Genomic DNA, 16066 nt, shown 5'->3' on the forward strand with positions numbered 1-16066 from the left:
TGGGAGAATTAGAATGAGCGCTTATCTGATCGTCTATCGCGAAAGCCCGGTTACCGACCCTGAGGCGATCGCGGAATATTCGCGCCGCAATCGTGAAAATGCAGGGTCGGCGCAGGCAGACTTCGGGACGCAGCCGCTGGTCGTCTATGGCAAGATCGAGGCTCTGGAGGGAACCGCGCCCGATGGCGTCGTGATACTGAAGTTCCCCGACGCTGACGCCGCTCGCGCATGGTACAACAGCGATGCATACCAGGATGCACTCCCGTTCCGTCAGAAAGCCGCTACCTGGCGCACGATCATCGTTGAAGGGCTCGACGCGGCTCCCCCAACTGCATGACCTGCGTCGACAGGCTATCGGCGATCGAAGCGATCCAGCAGATCAAGGCACGCTATCTTCGCGGCGTCGATACCGGCGACGGCGGGCTCGTTCGTAGCGTGCTCGCGCCTGATTGCGTCCTCGATTACACTGATTGCTTCGTTGATCCGGCGAGTGGCAGGGACTTCTTCCCTGAGCTCAGCCTTGTGCTGCAGGGCCGTGCCGCCTACGCCGGCAATGGCCTTGCTGCCGCAGGTATCGTCAGCTGCCATCAAGCCCCCAACTGTGAAATCGACATTGTTGGCGATGCCGGGGCAACCGGGATCTGGGCAATGACCGACAGGCTGTTTCTGCCGGTCGGGTCCGCTTTTGCAGAACTTGCCGGCTTCGGCCACTACTTCGAGACATACACGCTAAGGGACGGTCTGTGGCTGATCCAAACGCTGCGTCTGCAGCGCACTCGCATTGTCGCGACTGCCTGGCCGCGCTCGCCCGATTGATCTCACTTCAATTTCGCACGCAGCCTCGGTTCGCTCCCGGCTGCAGCGCGGACCAACGTCAGGATATTCGATGCCGCTTGCAGAACAGCGTATTCCCAACGTTCCTGAAGAGGAGTGGACCGAGGAGGTCCGGGATCTGTTTCCAATCATGCTGCCGCCAGGATCAAGCGCCAAGGGGTCTGATTTCAATTCGATCTTGGTCCTCGCGAACCATCCGCAGCTGTCCGCACCCTGGCTGCGGTTCAACGCGGCAGTTTCACGCGGCGTGGTTCTGGCCGCGCGCGCCAAGGAAATCGCGATCCTGCGCATCGCCTGGAGGGCCCGCAGCAACTACGAATGGGTCCATCACATGCTGTCGGGCCTGCGCGAAGGTCTGACACGAGAGAATTTCCGGGCCCTGCAATCCGAGGATCCCGGCGAAGGATGGGACACGCCAGACCGGCTGATCATCGCTGCCGCAGACGGGCTTTGGAGCAATCAACGGATCGATGAGGAGACCTGGAGCAAGCTTGGCAATTTCTATTCGATGCAAGAGCGGATGGAATTGCTTTACGTGATAGGCACCTATCTCACGCTAGCCTGCATTCTGAACACTGCCGAAGCTCAGTTGGAACCAGTCTTCACGGAACACGCAGAGCGGCTCGATCTTCCGGACCTTCTAGCAACCATCCCTGTATGAAGCGGAGGCGGATGCTGGCACAGCGCACGTGCCAGCATCCATTCTCGAGCAGCCCGCTCACCAAGTGTCAGGCGAATTCGTCAAGCGTCCAATCGGCTCGCCATTCGATCACCGGTCGGTCGTCCTGAAAGCGGATCGGCAGCCAGACGTAACGAGACTGGGCGGTCGCCACGTTCAAGCCCAACAAAGGCATCGCCTTCGTTTCTTCAGGTGTTAGCTGGCCGCGAGGACGGCTCATGGCCTTGGTGATTGCGCTTTGCAGTAGGCGCGAAGTCTCTCCGCTCTTAAACGCATCGCTATCTTGCGGCCCCATCCACCGGTCGGCCATGGCGATGTAGAGGTCTTGCTTGCCCGGATGCTTGAAGATGCAACTGATCTGCGAGTTGAATGACGTCCGCGAGCGATCCTGCGGATGCAGATCGCCCAGCACCGTCCAGGGGCCGTGATAGGTATCGGCTACGGCAATCTCCGACGGATTGGGGAAATAGCCTGAGGTCCCCGACGTCGCGAGATAGAGCTTGCCGCGCCGGGCGAAGACCGCCGGCCCCTCGCGAACCGCCGGCGGCGCCGGATGCGGGAAGTGGGTTGAATAGTATCCGGTGAAATCCGTGTAATCGTCGGTGAGATCGGCGCAGATCATCTCGCTGTGGACGCGCTCGAAGTACATGTACGCCTTTCCATCGGCGGGGTGCACAATGAGATCGAAATCGCCCGCACTCATGCCAAGCGGCCGAATGTCGCTCCGAACGATCGTATAAGGTCCGGTGATCTTGTCCGCGACCAGGACGGTCCTTGTCTGGTCCGATTTTCCCATGATCTTGATCCAGCACACGAACTGTTTGGTGCGCTGGTTGTAGATGATGTGCGGGCGGTCGAGCTTGGCCGATCGCGGGTTGAGCGGCGATTTTGGATCGGTTTCGACCGGCGGAATGATAAGGCCGAGATCTTCCCAATTATAGAGATCGCTTGAGGCGTAGCATCGCACACCCCAAGTCCAGATATCCGACTTGCCGGCGGTGAACTCCTTGTTCTCGCCATACCAGTAGAAGCGACCGTCCGCGTGGATCATGGATCCGCCATGGGCCTGGATCGGCTTGCCGTTGGTGTCGAGCCAGATTTCGCCCGGCCGGAAGGACTTGTATTCACTCTCGCTCCGTGCCGATTGTCCCAGAGCTCGCGTGGCAACTCCTGCGGCCAGAACACCGCCCGCTGCGAGTACACCTCGCCGTGATAAGTCCCTCACATGCCCTCCATAACTTGCTGAGTATCTTCGAGGGCCATTTCGACCAGAGCCCTCATGTTCGCGGCGGCCGCCGCGCAGTCCCTGTCTGCAATGGCCTGAAAAACCATCGCATGATCGGCTATCGCATCGCGCGGCAAGCTCTTTGCCTGCTGCTTGAACTGCGTGGTCCAGCTGACGGCCGCCCCTACGCTGGCCGTCAGATGGATGAGCGCGGCATTTTGGGTGGCGTGCAGAATGGCATGATGAAAATCGCGGTCGGCAGCCCTGCCCTCGTCGGTCGAAAGGGTTTTGCGCTGCATCACATCGAGCGCGCCTTTCATCGCAGCGACATCATGATCTTCTCGCCTCGCAGCAGCGAGGCCTGCTGCTGCCGGTTCGATGACAGCGCGAAGCTCGAATATATCCCGCACGAGGCCGATCTCGGGCTGGTCGCTGAATGCCCAGGAAAGTACGTCTGGATCGAGCACATTCCAGTGAGACCGATCGAGCACGCGCGTTCCGATTTTCGGCCGACTTTCCAATAGACCCTTGGCAGTCAGGACCTGGATCGCTTCACGATAGGCACCGCGAGACACTTCCAGTTCCCCGGCGTATGCAATTTCGCCTGCAAGGACGTCACCGGGACGATAACGCCCGGATACGATTTCGCGTCCCAACTTCTGGACGACCGAGCCTCGCAGTCTCCGGCCTGGCCCTCGAACGGTCGGCTGAGCGTCGCGGTCCGTACTCCCGATACCGGTAAGCGACGGATATATGGGACCGAGGCTGGCAAGCCATCGAATGTCCATCACGCCTTGTCCCGATGCAGTTCGTTGACCTGCCCGCGCAGCTGAGCCACCGACGTATCGATCAGTCTGTCGTCCGGTTCACGCAGCGGAATCTCGGTGTACATGACGCGGCGCTCGGCAGACTGCGGTGCAGTCGCTTCGTGAAGTGTACACGAGAGATGAATCGTCAGATCGCCCGGACTGGTCTCCAGAGCCACGACAGGTAGATACGGCGCCAACTTGGCGGTCTCGACCGGCATTGCCAGCCTGTGGGATCCGGCAACCACACGTAGTTGGCCGTTCGCAGGGTCCGCCGCCGTCACTGCAACGCCCACCGTCATCCGGGAACAGGCATAGCTATGCCGTCCGAGATGACAGTCACGATGGAACGACAGGTCCGAAGGCCCAGCAACCACGCCGACAGGTTTGAAAAGCGCCTCAATGATGTTGCCTTCAATCGGCTTGCGCGCAAAATTTTCCGGCCCTTCAAGGATGGCAATCATGCGCTCCCAGCGTTCCGACGCCAGCAAGCGTGTCGTTGCAGTTGAGAGCTCTGCGAAATGTTGCATCCGGACGCAGGTCCGGGTCCCGTCCACAAGCGTCGCCCACCATGACCGACCATCGCCTTCGACATAGCGGTGGCGCGCGTGATCCATATCCGCTGAGATCTCCGCGACCTCGTCAGCATCGAGAACTCCGCGCAAATGAAGAAACCCTGTTTCGCGCAGGAAATGCGCGATGGAGCTGGGGTCATCATGCAGTGTGAATGTTTGCGCGAGATCGAGCGCAGAGCCATCGAGCGCGCGGAAGGCAAAACCCTCGTCAATGAGCGGCCAGCCTTCGAGAAGGCATATCCACAGTGAGTCCCAAACCGACACATCCCGCAAATTGCCGCCGCTGAATTCGAGAAGTCGCGCGACCAGCAAGCCATTGAAGGTGATCTGGTTCTGGGCCCAATCAGAGAATTGGCCGAGCGTCAGACTGATAACCAGAGCACCGTCGCTGCCGCCGGGACACAATGACATGGTCTGGCCGAAGCACGTGAGCGTCCAGCTTTCACCACTGATTTCCAGCGTCAAGGGAGGTGCGTTCAGCGCCTGAAACCCTTGCGCTGCGATAGGACCGTTGCGTTCGAGAAGGCGCGGCAACTCGGTGGCAAAGAATGCCGTTGGATCGACCGTGCGACGGCGGTCCCGGTCGCTTCGCGTCCGCCGATCAAGCGCCTGGGTCATGGGAGAAGCCTGAGCGAGGTATCAGGATAGCAACCTCGCCGCCCGATCCGTAGCCGTGCATTCGACATGCCAAGATCTCCCATGAATTTTCTTAGTGTATTCAGCACCGACCAAAGGCGGTTGCCCCACAATGTCTACGATTCGTATATTTTGAAAGCCCGCCCGCTGATCGGCTTGCTGAAATCCCCTGCGCTGTGGATCAAAACCCTAGGCTGCCGCTTCTGCAGCCGGGTCGACCGTTTCGGTCCGTGCCTTGATCTTGTCAAAATCGGCTTCAAACTTGGGGCGCATCGTACCGCACAGGCGATCCCAGATCGTCGTGTAGCCCCCGTAGTTGCCGTTGAAATAGCGGTGGTGCTGGTCGTGGAATGTGGCCGTGATGAACCATTTCGTTGCCCATGTACGATTCCACCACCGTGGCATGAATTCATAGCCCGAGTGGACATAGAGACCCATGAAGATGTTAGTGGGCAGGATCAGCGCCAGCGTTGCATCGTGCACTGTGAACACGGTCAGAAACAGCGGCACAAACCCGCCGTTGATGATCGATTCCAGCGGATTGACCGATAGTGTCGTCAGCAGATTCGGCGACGTGGACTTGTGATGAAGCTTGTGGACCCAGGTGTAGATGGGCTCCTTGTGCATCCAGCGATGGAGCCAGTAGAACCAGGTGTCGAACAGGAAGAAGTAGAGCGCGTACTCCAGGCCGATCACCCACCATGTGGCGCCGCCGGGGTTGAACCGAATCCAGCCATGCGTCGTGAGCCATCCGGTCGACAGGCCGATAATCTTGCCTGAGATCGCAATAGTGACAACTGCCACCAAGGCCTCTGTGCGCAGAGTCTTCCATTTGAATCCGCGAGGCTGGATCTTGCGGGCCTTGAAATAGCCGCTGACGATGCCAGCCACGACCCCGACCGCCACGAACGCTGTCAACCAGAGGCGGAGCATGTGCTCCCCTGACGTCATTGCTTCAAACACGATCGCTCTCCTGCCGGTCGATAAGGGAATACGAATCCCATCCGCCGCATAACATACGTCGCGTTTATTTACGTCCTATGCGTTTTGTCAAGAGACAGCACGGCGGAGGACGCCAGGATCGAACGAGCGATCATCCCAAATCCAGCATCGATCGGCACCTTCGTGAGAAGGCATCTCCCTTGGCCGCAGGGACAAATTCGGCCGGAAAACTCGGGATTAGCCGTCCAGGTGTTTCGCCCCGCCACGAACCCTCTGCCATTCCAGCAGTGTATGCCCCCGAGCAGCAGTGAGTAAGCCGACTGACATTCTGCCCGAACTCCATCGCCGAATCAGGATCAGCTCCGAGATGAAAGGCAAAAAGTCTTAAACTGGCGCAGCTGTTAATAATCCGCACGCCATCAGTTTACGTCCGCCGAGGTTCGCCAACCTCGTAGATACACAGGTCACGCTCACCAATCCCGAGCTTTGGCCAAGCTGCGCGCCATTCAGCGATGTGCGTAGAGGCAAAATGGCGATCAAGGGCCGCCTGAGTTGTCCAGAGCTCTTTGACGTGAATTAGGCCGCGATCAAAAACATCCTCAGCGTAGCCGTATTGAACGCAACCGTCTTCGGCACGGCTGGCGTCGGCCATGCGTTTCATCACGGGCCGCGCTAGCTCAAGGTTCTCCGCCGGTAGGCGCACTGTTCCAACAATCAGTAGCATCAGCTCACCTCATCGCAGCGGCCGTCCAGTGGGGAGATGCCTCGACCCTCATCGCAGAATCGTACAAGGATCCCCCTCCCAGGCCAACAGTCTGGCCATTCCGACTTTATGGGTTCACGACCTAAAAGCGAACTCACGTTCAACCGATGTGGAGAAGAGGCTTGGGCTTAGAAGTCATTGGCGCCGGCTTTGGACGCACAGGTACACTGTCGCTGAAAAGCGCGCTCGAAGAGCTTGGTTTTGGGCCATGCCACCACATGACCGAGGTCATCGACGACATGCATCGCCAAGGACCAATCTGGAATGGCATTGCAAGCGGCAAGGAACGGGACTGGAGAGAGGTCTACGATGGTTATCGTGCCACCGTCGACTGGCCCGGCTGCCACTATTATGCAGAACTGGCCGAGGCCTTCCCGGAAGCCAAGGTCATCCTGACGGTACGTGAGAGCCGCGCGTGGTATGTCAGCATGAACGAGACCATCTTCCAGAACATGCCAGGGCGGGCCGCACGTCTGCTGATGGCGCTGGCCAGGTTCCCGATGCAATTCGTGTCGACCATCGTGCTGAAGCAAACGTTTCACAACGATATCAGCGAGACCAATGCCATCTCTACCTTCGAGCGCCACAATGCAGAGGTTCGAGCCCGCATTCCTTCGGAACGGCTGCTGGTGTTCGATGTCAAACAAGGCTGGGAGCCGCTCTGCTCATTCCTGGGCGTACCCGTGCCTGACACGCCATTTCCGCGCACGAACGACCGACAAACGTTCAAACGCCACGGGGAGAAGGTGCGCGAGGCTTTCCGCCGAAAAAACCGACCTTAGGCGTTTTTGCTGCTGTTCACGCAAAATAGCCCTGCGGCGCTCTCCTCGCCGCAGGGCTATTTTCGCCTGCCTGCGCCAGTTGCGGCGCACACTCCAAAAATTGGCCGAGCCGTCAGACCAGCGCTTCTTCCCCCAGAAGCGTAGTCCGGCTGAGCAGGCGCCCGCTGTCAGCGGGATAGGGTTCAACGCGGTGCATTACCCCAGTGTTGTCCCAGATGATCATGTCGCCAACGGTCCAGTGGTGACGGTAGACGAAGCGCGATTGCGTGGCCCAAGCCTGCATTTCGTCGAGCAGTGCTCGGCTTTCGTTGGGATCCATGTCCTCGACGCGCCCGGCGGTCAGTCCCAACACCAAGGATTTGCGACCCGATTGGTGCGTCCAGGCCATCGGATGCGATTTCTCCGCATGCTCGCGCCAGCGCGCAAGTTGGGTTTCAGTCGGATTGGGGACAACTACGCGCTGAATGTATTCCTGGCTGTGGATCACTCGAAGCCCGTCTACACGGGCCTTCATGGCGGGTTCGAGTTCATCGTAAGCCGCGTAAGTGTTGGCAAATTCGGTCTGGCCGCCGACCTCTGAAAGCACCCGTGCACTCAGCAACGAAGCGCGGGTCGGCACTTCGTCCTGAGCGCCATCGATATGCCAGTAGTAGGTCCCGTGGAGATAGTCGGCGGTATCGTTGACCTCCGGATCGAGACTGATCTTGTAGATCCCGCGTATCCCTTGCGGGATCACCTCGCCAAGCGTCGATGCGAACGCGAGTTGCTCCTCATCCGTCATACCCAACTCGCGAAACAAGAGGACCCCGCGCTGTTCGAGCAGTTCGCGAATTTCCTCAGCAAGACCGCCTTTAAGGAGCTCCGCCTTGCTGGCTTTGATCTCAGTGCCGATGCGCGGCGTGAGGTCAACTGTTTCGAACTTCATGGCGTCTCTCTCGGCAATGGGTCTGTCTTATGGAGGCGGCTTATCAAGCGGCATTGGCCGGAACCATGACAAAACGCGTCGCGTGATATAGAACGGGTCTATAGGTCGTATTCGTCGAGGAAGCGCAGCATGGACTTCAAACGGCTAGGTTACTTCGCCCAGGTCGCTGAGCTGGGATCGCTCTCCCGAACCTCTGAACGCCTGCGAATCTCGCAGCCCTCGCTCAGTCGCCAGATGAGACTGCTCGAAGAGGAACTGGGAGTCACCCTGTTCGTACGCGCCGCACGAGGAATGAACCTGACTGAGGCCGGAGAAATGCTCTACACGAGGATCGCGGGACCCCTTCGCGAAATCGGCCATGCCATCTATGAGGTGCGCTCCCTGCCCACAGAAGCTCAAGGCAACGTGGTGTTGGGAATGCCGCCAACGGTCGTTCAAATGTTGGCCGGTGCCCTTGCCCGCCGCGTTGCGGCGTCGGCTCCCAACATCTCACTCAGGATCGTCGATGCTTACACCGGCCATCTGCTCGAATGGCTGCATGCAGGTGAGCTCGACATAGCAATACTCTATGGCCCGACACCCAATGGCGTGAATGCGGTCCGCCTGCTCGAAGACGAGATGATGCTGGTTGGTCCGCCAAATTCGCCGCTTGCAACGGAGAGCGTTGTCGATTTGCGCAGGCTTGCCGATTTGCCAATGATTTTACCAAGCCCCTCCCACGGCCTGCGCATCCTTATGGACACCGTTGCCGCGAAGGCCGGGATAAAGCTGAATGTGACCGTTCAGGCGGATAGCTACGGCCTGATGAAAGAGCTCGTCGAGTCGGGCCTTGGATACACGGCCCTGCCCCACAGCGCGTTTCTCCGGGAAGCGGCGCTCGGTCGGCTGACTTTTGCGCGCTTGAGAAAGCCCGCGGTGAAACGCCAGCTGTTTCTTGCATTGCGACCCGACGCAGAGGCGGCACGCGCCATTCTTCAAGTGGAGAATTTCGTGAGGCAAGAAATCGCTGGCCTTGTTGATCAGGGATCTTGGCCGAGCGCGCGTCTTTGTCATGTCGGTGAGACCTGAAAGCCTCAGGGATCCGACGGTGCTGCGTTTGCCCACCCGCCTTCGTCATCGCGGTTGTCTACCGATTACGGCTCAACCAATCCGGATCGTGGGGACCGCGTTGGCGACCCAAGATGTGAACGACGCGATTATGGACCGCGCATGACATCCATTGCCGGGACGGATTTCGCACGTCCCATTCATTTCCCCTCTAGCCACCCGCGCCATTGATATATACGCATTGTACATTAAGTGTCGCCAATTCGGCTTTGAACGTCAGGATTCGGCGTAACAAAAAAATTGGAGAAGGAGCAATTTCCATGCGTATGATCATCGCCACCGCGCTCGCCCTCGGCCTTGCCACCGCAGCTGGCGCACAGGCGCCCACGAGCCAGGCGCCTGCAAAATCGCAGGCAGCCGCGCAGCACTACACGACTGAGGATACTGACCTTGGCACACTGCTGGATGACCCGGCGGCAAAGGCCATTCTCGTAAAGTACCTGCCGGACCTGGTGAAGAGCTCCCAGATTGACATGGCCCGCAGCATGACGCTGCGGGGAATCCAGCAATACGCGAGTGATATGGTGACCGATCAGAAGCTGGCTTCGATCGACGCTGAGCTCGCGAAGCTTCCCGCGAAGAAGTAGGTGGGGCGGGGGACGCGAGACGGCCCGGATGGGTCTCCTCGCGTTTCGCTTCTTTGACGCGATGACACCGGAGGCATTCACTTTGCTCCGTGCTTACCTCAAGTCTCATCTCGATGAGAACCGCAAGCGCCAACATAGCATGTGCCTCGACAGACGGTGATGGTGGGCGACGATCCAGGCACTGGCGGCAAATGCGGCGGCGCCCATAACCGCCCGGCGCTACCGGTATCCGGACGTTAGGTTCTCGTCCTGCCAGTCGCGAGGATCGCGCGCTTCCTTGCCCTTTCGCAGGAAATCGGACGAGAAACTCCGGCTGTCCGCCCTCAATCTGAACCGAAGGGCATCGATCACCCGCGATTGGACCGAGCCGATGCGGCAGCAGGAATATGAGCTAGCGTCGGCGCCGAACCCGATTTTCCTGCCGGATCCGAAATCCGCGACGGTCGCCCTTCCCATCCTTCAATACGGACGAAACTGATGGAAGCACCTATTTACCCGGCCGCCCGCGCCTTCACGGCGCCACGGCGAACTCCGCGCGTGCTCAGCACCCGCGACACCGCAATCGCGGATCTCAGGAACATTCCGGAGGCATGGGCCATCGTTCTCGCCGAAATCCCCAACATCAACGCGATGATTGGTAACGAGATGATCAAACCGCATCTCGGCAATTTCTCGTTCCGGTCGCTGATCCAGTTCGGGATCGTGAAGGTAGATGCGCTTGATCGCATCGACGTGAAGCTCAAGACGCTGGGAGAGCGCTGATGGCTACCAATTTCCTCCTGGCCAACCGCCGCACGGTTCTAGCCGCCGCAGCAGTTTCTGCGGTTGCGGGCCTTCCTGAAGTGGCACTCGCTGCCCAAGAGACGCGGCGAAGCCCCTCGCCAAGTGGCCGGCGGCAAAACTTCAACGACAACTGGCTCTTTATGCGCGGCGCCCAGGACGCGTCCGCGCGCAATTTCAGCGATGCCAGCTGGCGAACTGTGCATTTGCCGCATGACTGGAGCGTAGAAGATCTGCCCGACCAGGCCCCTCCCGGTGTTGTCGGTCCATTCAACAAGCGTGCAATCGGTGGCACCGCCACGGGTTTCACGGAAGGCGGCGAAGGTTGGTACCGCAAGCATTTCACAGTCTCCCAGTTTCCAGCTGACGCCCGCATCGAGATCGTCTTCGACGGTGCCTATCTGGACAGCGATGTCTGGCTCAATGGTGAGCTGTTGGGCTCCAATGTGTTCGGTTATGCGCCGTTCGCCTACGACCTCACGCCGTACCTGGACCGCGCCGGCGACAACGTTCTCGCCGTACGCTTGCGCAACGAAGGCCGGAACAGCCGCTGGTACAGTGGTTCCGGGCTATATCGTTCCGTCGACCTGGAAGTCCTCAATGGGTCCGGCCATATCGACCGCTGGGGCATTGGCGCTTGGACCAGCAAGCTCGAACAGGGCCGGGCCATTGTCGAGGTGGGTACCGCTGTAGTCGATGCCAAACCCGGCGATGTCCTCAAGACGAGGCTTGTTGAACCCGGCGGGCGCGTTGCTGTGGAAGTTACGGCGCCGGCGGCGACCTCCACATCGCAGACCTTGCGCCTGCGCGGTCCGCGCCTTTGGTCTGCAGACAAGCCTGAACTCTACACGCTCGAAAGTGAGCTCGTTCGCGGCGGACGCACGATCGACCTCATTCGCCAGCCATTCGGGATCAGGATCGTTTCGTTCAACCCAAAGCTCGGAATGACGGTCAACGGGGAGCGAGTGCATCTGCGCGGCGGTTGCATCCACCACGACAACGGCCTCTTGGGGGCATGTGCATTCCCGGATGCCGATGAACGCCGGCTCCGTTTGCTGAAAGCGCGCGGATTCAATGCCATCCGTTCGTCCCACAACCCTGCATCGCGTAGCTTACGCGAAGCGTGCGATCGCCTCGGTGTCTATCTCATCGAGGAAGCCTTTGACTCCTGGCATGTCGCCAAGGAACCGCAGGATTTCTCGGTGAAATTTGCGGCGCATTGGCAAGCGGTGCTGGAGACTATGGTCAAGTCGGCACGCAACAGCCCCTCTGTCATCATGTGGAGCATCGGCAACGAAATACCCTTCCGCGCCACCGACGAAGGTGTCGAATGGCAATGGAAGCTTGCCAATACTGTGCGCAGGATCGATCCGACACGCCCTGTCACCGCTGCGCTGAATGGCGTCCTGGGTCAGGAAATGGTGGCGGACGAAGGGACGGCGAATGCCGGACGGGCCGGTAAGGCCGACAATGCCTCGACCATTTTCCTCGACGTGCCGGGCTACAATTACAGGCTGGAGGACATCGTCGAGGAAGAGGCGCGTCATCCTGAACGCGTGATCTATGCGTCTGAAACCTTCGCTCGGGACGTCTACGATTATCAGGAGCTCTCCGACAAGGCGCCGTATTTCCTCGGCGAGTTCCTCTGGACCGCGATGGATTACCTTGGCGAAGCAGGGATTGGAGCGAACAAGCAGCTCAAATTGAACGCTATGCCCTTCTATATGCCCAGTTTCCCCTGGGTGAACGCGTGGTGCGGCGACATCGATCTGATCGGTCATCAGAAGGCGTCTTCCCTGGCGCGCGACGTTGTTTGGGGTGTCAGCCCGTTGGAGATGGCCGTGCAGCGCCCGGTCGGCGAGGGAATGTTCGAGTACGTCTCGAACTGGGGTTGGTCCGACGAGCTCCAGAGCTGGACATGGCCCGGTTCCGAGGGACAGAAGTTGAATGTGCGCGTTCACGCAAGCGGTGAGCGCGTCGAACTCCTTGTCGATGGCAAGACTGTCGGCACGAAGGACATGACTGCGCAAGACAGGCGGCGGGCCGAATTCGCAGTCCCATACGCGCCGGGCAAACTCGAAGCCGTGACATACAAAGGCGGAAGAGTGCTGGCGCGGCGTACTATCGAAACCGTTGGCGCTGCCGTACGCCTCAAGGCCACCGTCGAAACCGCTACCGGCGGCGCTGAGCGAGATCGGCTGAGCTATGTGCTTGTTGAAGTCGTCGACGCGCAGGGGCGCGTCCTTCCCGACGATAAGCGCAGGATCGATGTCCAGATCGGCGGCCCGGCGGCGCTCGCGGGGTTCGGCAGCGCCGATCCGCTGGCGGTGGGATCATTCCAGGCGCCGTTTGCACAAACCTATCGCGGGCGTGCCCTGCTTATCCTTCGGGGCACCGGTACAACCGGTCCAGCTAGCCTTCAGTTCTCCAGCGAAGGCATCGCCGGCGCAAACCTCTCTCTAGCGATGGCGTAACTCGCCCTTGGTCCTGGCCTACTTGACCGGACGGAAGCTGGTCTGTCCGGCACAAAAAAGGAGGGGATGGATTGCTCCATCCCCTCCAGGCCGGAGGGACGCATTGCTGCGCCTTTAGCGTGACCCGAATGCGTAACGGACGTTGATGCCAAACTCGCGGGGCGCGGTCATGGTGACGCCGTTATACGTACTGGTCGTGTTCTGCGATGTGGGGCCCGTCAGGATGGGCCCGTTCGGACCGAACCCACCAAAGCCAAGCTGCTGATAGCTTGTGCTCAGCGGATCTGTGCGAGTGAGCGTCTTCTCGGTTTCGAAGATGTTCTTGGCAAACAGCGACACTTCCCAAGCACCGTCAGGGTCGCGAATGCCAGCGAACAGGTTCACAAGCGCATAGGCACCGACGTCGTCAAAGATGTTGCTGGGGTCGGTCTGCGACTTGCCGTTGAACGACACGAGGCCGCGCAAATACCCATCTACCTTGTTCGAGACCGGGACACGGTACTCGCTCTGGATGGTCGCCGAGAACGGTGCCTGGAATGCCGAGCGCTGCGTCACCTGACATGCGGAAACGTTGTTCACACCAACGGCGGCTTTGAGTTGGTCAAGCGAAGGCGCCGAGGTCACAACGTCGGGAATGCCGTCGCCATTAAGGTCGGTGCACGGGATGGTGCCATCCTTGACCTTGCCCAGCGAGTAGCTGGCAACGAGATCGAGATTCCAGCGATCAGAGATGTCGAACGAAAGATCGCCTTCGACGCCGTTCACTTCAACCGGGACCGCGCCAACAAAATTGAACTGCGCCACTTCCTGGTGCGTGCCGATGACCTGCCCGGCGCTATTGCGATCGACCGCCGTGTTGACAAAGTACACACCGTTGCCCGGAACGCGGTATGGGTAATTCTTGAATTTCTGATGATAGCCTGTGAGGTTGAACCTCATGCGGCCGTCAAGAAACGTCGATTTCAAGCCGATTTCATATGACTTTGACGTCTCTGCGGGCAGGTTGAGGAAGCTCTGTTCCAACGCCGAAGGGGTAATATTGAAATCGCCAACGACATTGAGACCGGGGCGCCACGAACTGCCGGTGCTGGCATAGACCATGAGATCGCGCGTGAAGTTGTGCTTGATCGAAGCGGAGTAGATCCACTTTTTGGCATCCTGGCCGTCGCTGGAAATCGTCTGCCCCGCCACCACAAGCTGGTTGTCCGAGTTATAGTCGATGTGCCGGACGCCGCCTGAAATCTCGGTTGCGTCGCCGATGTGGCCGGTAAGGTTCCCAAAGAAGGACTGTTCATGTGAACCGCCGAGGCGGGAAATCGGCGTCTGGGCAACCGCAGCAAGTCCGCCCCCGAACGCGATCGGCAGACGAACGGGAGTAGGCCGCGTCAGATCGGTAGGAGAGTCATTTTTCTGGTCGAAGAAACCGACTACGTAGTCGAGCGCGTCAAACAGACGCGTCTCATTCTGCAGGCGCACTTCGTGCGAGGTCGCGATGGCCTGGGATTGCGTAACCTGCCGAACATCCTCGCCCGGGAAGAGGTTGGCGCCATCCTGTGTGTTTCGGGCCAAGACCTTTTGCGTATAGTGCTGGCCCTGATAGATCAGCGACTGTCCCCACTGGCTTGCTTCTGCATGCCAGTTGTAGACGTTGTAGACCTGATGAACGGTCCGGGGCAGCGTCTGGATCGAAAGCCGGTCTTTTGTAGAAATGAAGACCGGACTGGGGAGCGCATCGGGATTAACTTCGCTGAACGACGCCACTTGGTCCCATCCGACCGCATTGCGTTCCATGTACTGGTAGACGCCTTCGAACTTGAGCCAATCGGCCGGCTCGATGAGACCGCTGATGCGGCCGGCTTTCGTGCGCTCGAAGGGATCGCGGCCGGCGGTAATCGGACGCACACGATCGCCTTCGTTCTCATCCCAGACGCCGGCGACGCGGATTGCTGCAATACCTTCGATTACCGGCACGTTCAGCGCGCCCTTGACGTTGATCGTGCCGATATCGTTGGCGGTCATGTCCATGTTGCCGCCGAATGAGATCAGGTCCGGCTTGCGGGTCGTTACCGTGATGGAACCGGACGGCGACGCGCGGCCGCGCAAGGTGCCCTGCGGTCCGCGCAAGACTTCGATCTGCCCAATATCGAACATCTGCTGAAGCAGAACGCCGGCCGTGATCGGAGCGTCATTCATGTAGAATTCGACGGTCGAATTGAAGCCGCTTGCATTGATGTCGAAATTCACGCCGCGCAGCTTTGCACTGCCGCCCACACCGTTGACTTCCGTGCCAAGTTGCAGACCGGGAACCAGTGTCTGCACTTCCTTGAAGTCGCGAATATTGAGCTTTGCGATGGACTCCGACGTAACGGTATCCACTACCGCCGGCACGTCCTGTACATCTTCGTCGCGGCGACGTGCCTGAACGATAATGACGTTGGCACTTTCTGCGGTGGTTTCGGTGGCTCGCTGCGCCAGAGCGGGAGCCGAAAGCGCCGATACGCCCGTCGAAGCCAGCAAAACAAAAGCTATGGATTTCAAGACACTCTCCCTGTTATGAATTATTACCCCCGCTCTGCGATTTGCTCGCAGAATTTATCTTTCTGGCGGGTCTTTTGGACGCACGAAGGCGGCGCTCGCAATCTACTGCGAAGCAATTAGACAGCTTACATCGGCACCAAAAAGGCGCGATAACTATTGCATGTCAGGATTTTACAATCGGAACTCGGTCACGATTGTTTCTGATTTCCCCATCCCAGTCGCCCTCTTTTATTGCCAAGTGGCCAATTCAGGTCGTCTGTCCCGATGCTATCATCAGAATCGCAGCAAAGCAACGTCGCGTTGTTCAAAATTTTGGAGTATCCCGCCTCGGGAATCCGTTGCGATACAATGATATCTAAAAAGCAGCCCGAACCCGGCACCCATCACGATGGCACCGATTCCGCAAATGCCCG

At 59.2% G+C, this 16066-nt stretch carries 15 protein-coding genes; 8 read left to right on the forward strand and 7 right to left on the reverse strand.

The annotated features are described in order from the left end of the window. Nucleotides 1-13: 13 nt before the first annotated feature. The 3 genes from AC1VVK_RS25225 (at nt 14) to AC1VVK_RS25235 (ending at nt 1495) form a co-directional block, all read left to right on the forward strand. Nucleotides 14-337, forward strand: coding sequence for a DUF1330 domain-containing protein (locus AC1VVK_RS25225; protein ID WP_482905892.1), 324 nt, complete (start codon nt 14-16; stop codon nt 335-337). Beyond that, nucleotides 334-816, forward strand: a complete 483-nt coding sequence (locus AC1VVK_RS25230; RefSeq protein WP_482905893.1) for a nuclear transport factor 2 family protein — start codon at nt 334-336, stop codon at nt 814-816. Before AC1VVK_RS25225 ends, AC1VVK_RS25230 begins: the two co-directional genes overlap by 4 nt. Nucleotides 817-886: 70 nt before the next feature. Then, the gene (locus AC1VVK_RS25235; RefSeq protein ID WP_482905894.1) at nt 887-1495 is read left to right on the forward strand and encodes a carboxymuconolactone decarboxylase family protein; all 609 of its coding nucleotides are present in this window, start codon (nt 887-889) and stop codon (nt 1493-1495) included. Between the two features lie 67 nt (nt 1496-1562). On the opposite strand, the gene AC1VVK_RS25240 is transcribed toward AC1VVK_RS25235, so the two are convergent. The 5 genes from AC1VVK_RS25240 to AC1VVK_RS25260 all read right to left on the reverse strand — a co-directional run bounded on the left by AC1VVK_RS25240 (nt 1563) and on the right by AC1VVK_RS25260 (nt 6421). Further along, on the reverse strand, nt 1563-2738 hold the full coding sequence (locus tag AC1VVK_RS25240) for a family 43 glycosylhydrolase (protein ID WP_482905895.1): 1176 nt from the start codon (nt 2736-2738) through the stop codon (nt 1563-1565). Further along, nucleotides 2735-3526, reverse strand: a complete 792-nt coding sequence (locus AC1VVK_RS25245; RefSeq protein ID WP_482905896.1) for a FadR/GntR family transcriptional regulator — start codon at nt 3524-3526, stop codon at nt 2735-2737. Before AC1VVK_RS25245 ends, AC1VVK_RS25240 begins: the two co-directional genes overlap by 4 nt. Next, nucleotides 3526-4737, reverse strand: coding sequence for a phytanoyl-CoA dioxygenase family protein (locus tag AC1VVK_RS25250; RefSeq protein ID WP_482905897.1), 1212 nt, complete (start codon nt 4735-4737; stop codon nt 3526-3528). Before AC1VVK_RS25250 ends, AC1VVK_RS25245 begins: the two co-directional genes overlap by 1 nt. A gap of 207 nt (nt 4738-4944) precedes the next feature. Beyond that, complete coding sequence (locus tag AC1VVK_RS25255) at nt 4945-5718, reverse strand: sterol desaturase family protein (protein WP_482905898.1); 774 nt, start codon at nt 5716-5718, stop codon at nt 4945-4947. A gap of 403 nt (nt 5719-6121) precedes the next feature. Next, nucleotides 6122-6421, reverse strand: a complete 300-nt coding sequence (locus AC1VVK_RS25260; RefSeq protein ID WP_482905899.1) for a putative quinol monooxygenase — start codon at nt 6419-6421, stop codon at nt 6122-6124. 161 nt (nt 6422-6582) lie between these two features. Here AC1VVK_RS25260 and AC1VVK_RS25265 point away from each other — a divergent pair, with 161 nt between their 5' ends. Continuing rightward, nucleotides 6583-7242 carry a sulfotransferase family protein gene (locus AC1VVK_RS25265; protein ID WP_482905900.1) on the forward strand — a complete coding sequence of 220 codons (660 nt, stop codon included), beginning with the start codon at nt 6583-6585 and terminating at the stop codon, nt 7240-7242. 112 nt (nt 7243-7354) lie between these two features. Here the strand turns inward: AC1VVK_RS25265 and AC1VVK_RS25270 are convergent, their stop codons facing one another. Beyond that, complete coding sequence (locus tag AC1VVK_RS25270) at nt 7355-8167, reverse strand: TauD/TfdA dioxygenase family protein (protein WP_482905901.1); 813 nt, start codon at nt 8165-8167, stop codon at nt 7355-7357. Between the two features lie 129 nt (nt 8168-8296). On the opposite strand from AC1VVK_RS25270, the gene AC1VVK_RS25275 reads away from it, so the two are divergent. From AC1VVK_RS25275 to AC1VVK_RS25290, 4 genes are all read left to right on the forward strand, one after another. Next, entirely contained in the window at nt 8297-9235 is a 939-nt protein-coding gene (locus AC1VVK_RS25275) for a LysR family transcriptional regulator (RefSeq protein WP_482905902.1), read from the forward strand. Between the two features lie 299 nt (nt 9236-9534). Further along, nucleotides 9535-9861: a hypothetical protein gene (locus AC1VVK_RS25280; protein ID WP_482905903.1), complete on the forward strand. Its 327-nt coding sequence runs from the start codon at nt 9535-9537 to the stop codon at nt 9859-9861. A gap of 477 nt (nt 9862-10338) precedes the next feature. Further along, entirely contained in the window at nt 10339-10623 is a 285-nt protein-coding gene (locus tag AC1VVK_RS25285; protein WP_482905904.1) for a hypothetical protein, read from the forward strand. Beyond that, nucleotides 10623-13115, forward strand: a complete 2493-nt coding sequence (locus tag AC1VVK_RS25290; RefSeq protein WP_482905905.1) for a glycoside hydrolase family 2 TIM barrel-domain containing protein — start codon at nt 10623-10625, stop codon at nt 13113-13115. Before AC1VVK_RS25285 ends, AC1VVK_RS25290 begins: the two co-directional genes overlap by 1 nt. 114 nt (nt 13116-13229) lie before the next feature. On the opposite strand, the gene AC1VVK_RS25295 is transcribed toward AC1VVK_RS25290, so the two are convergent. Beyond that, nucleotides 13230-15653 carry a TonB-dependent receptor gene (locus tag AC1VVK_RS25295; protein WP_482905906.1) on the reverse strand — a complete coding sequence of 808 codons (2424 nt, stop codon included), beginning with the start codon at nt 15651-15653 and terminating at the stop codon, nt 13230-13232. Nucleotides 15654-16066: the final 413 nt, after the last annotated feature.

The sequence above is a fragment of the Novosphingobium sp. BL-S-32 genome (assembly GCF_056857055.1).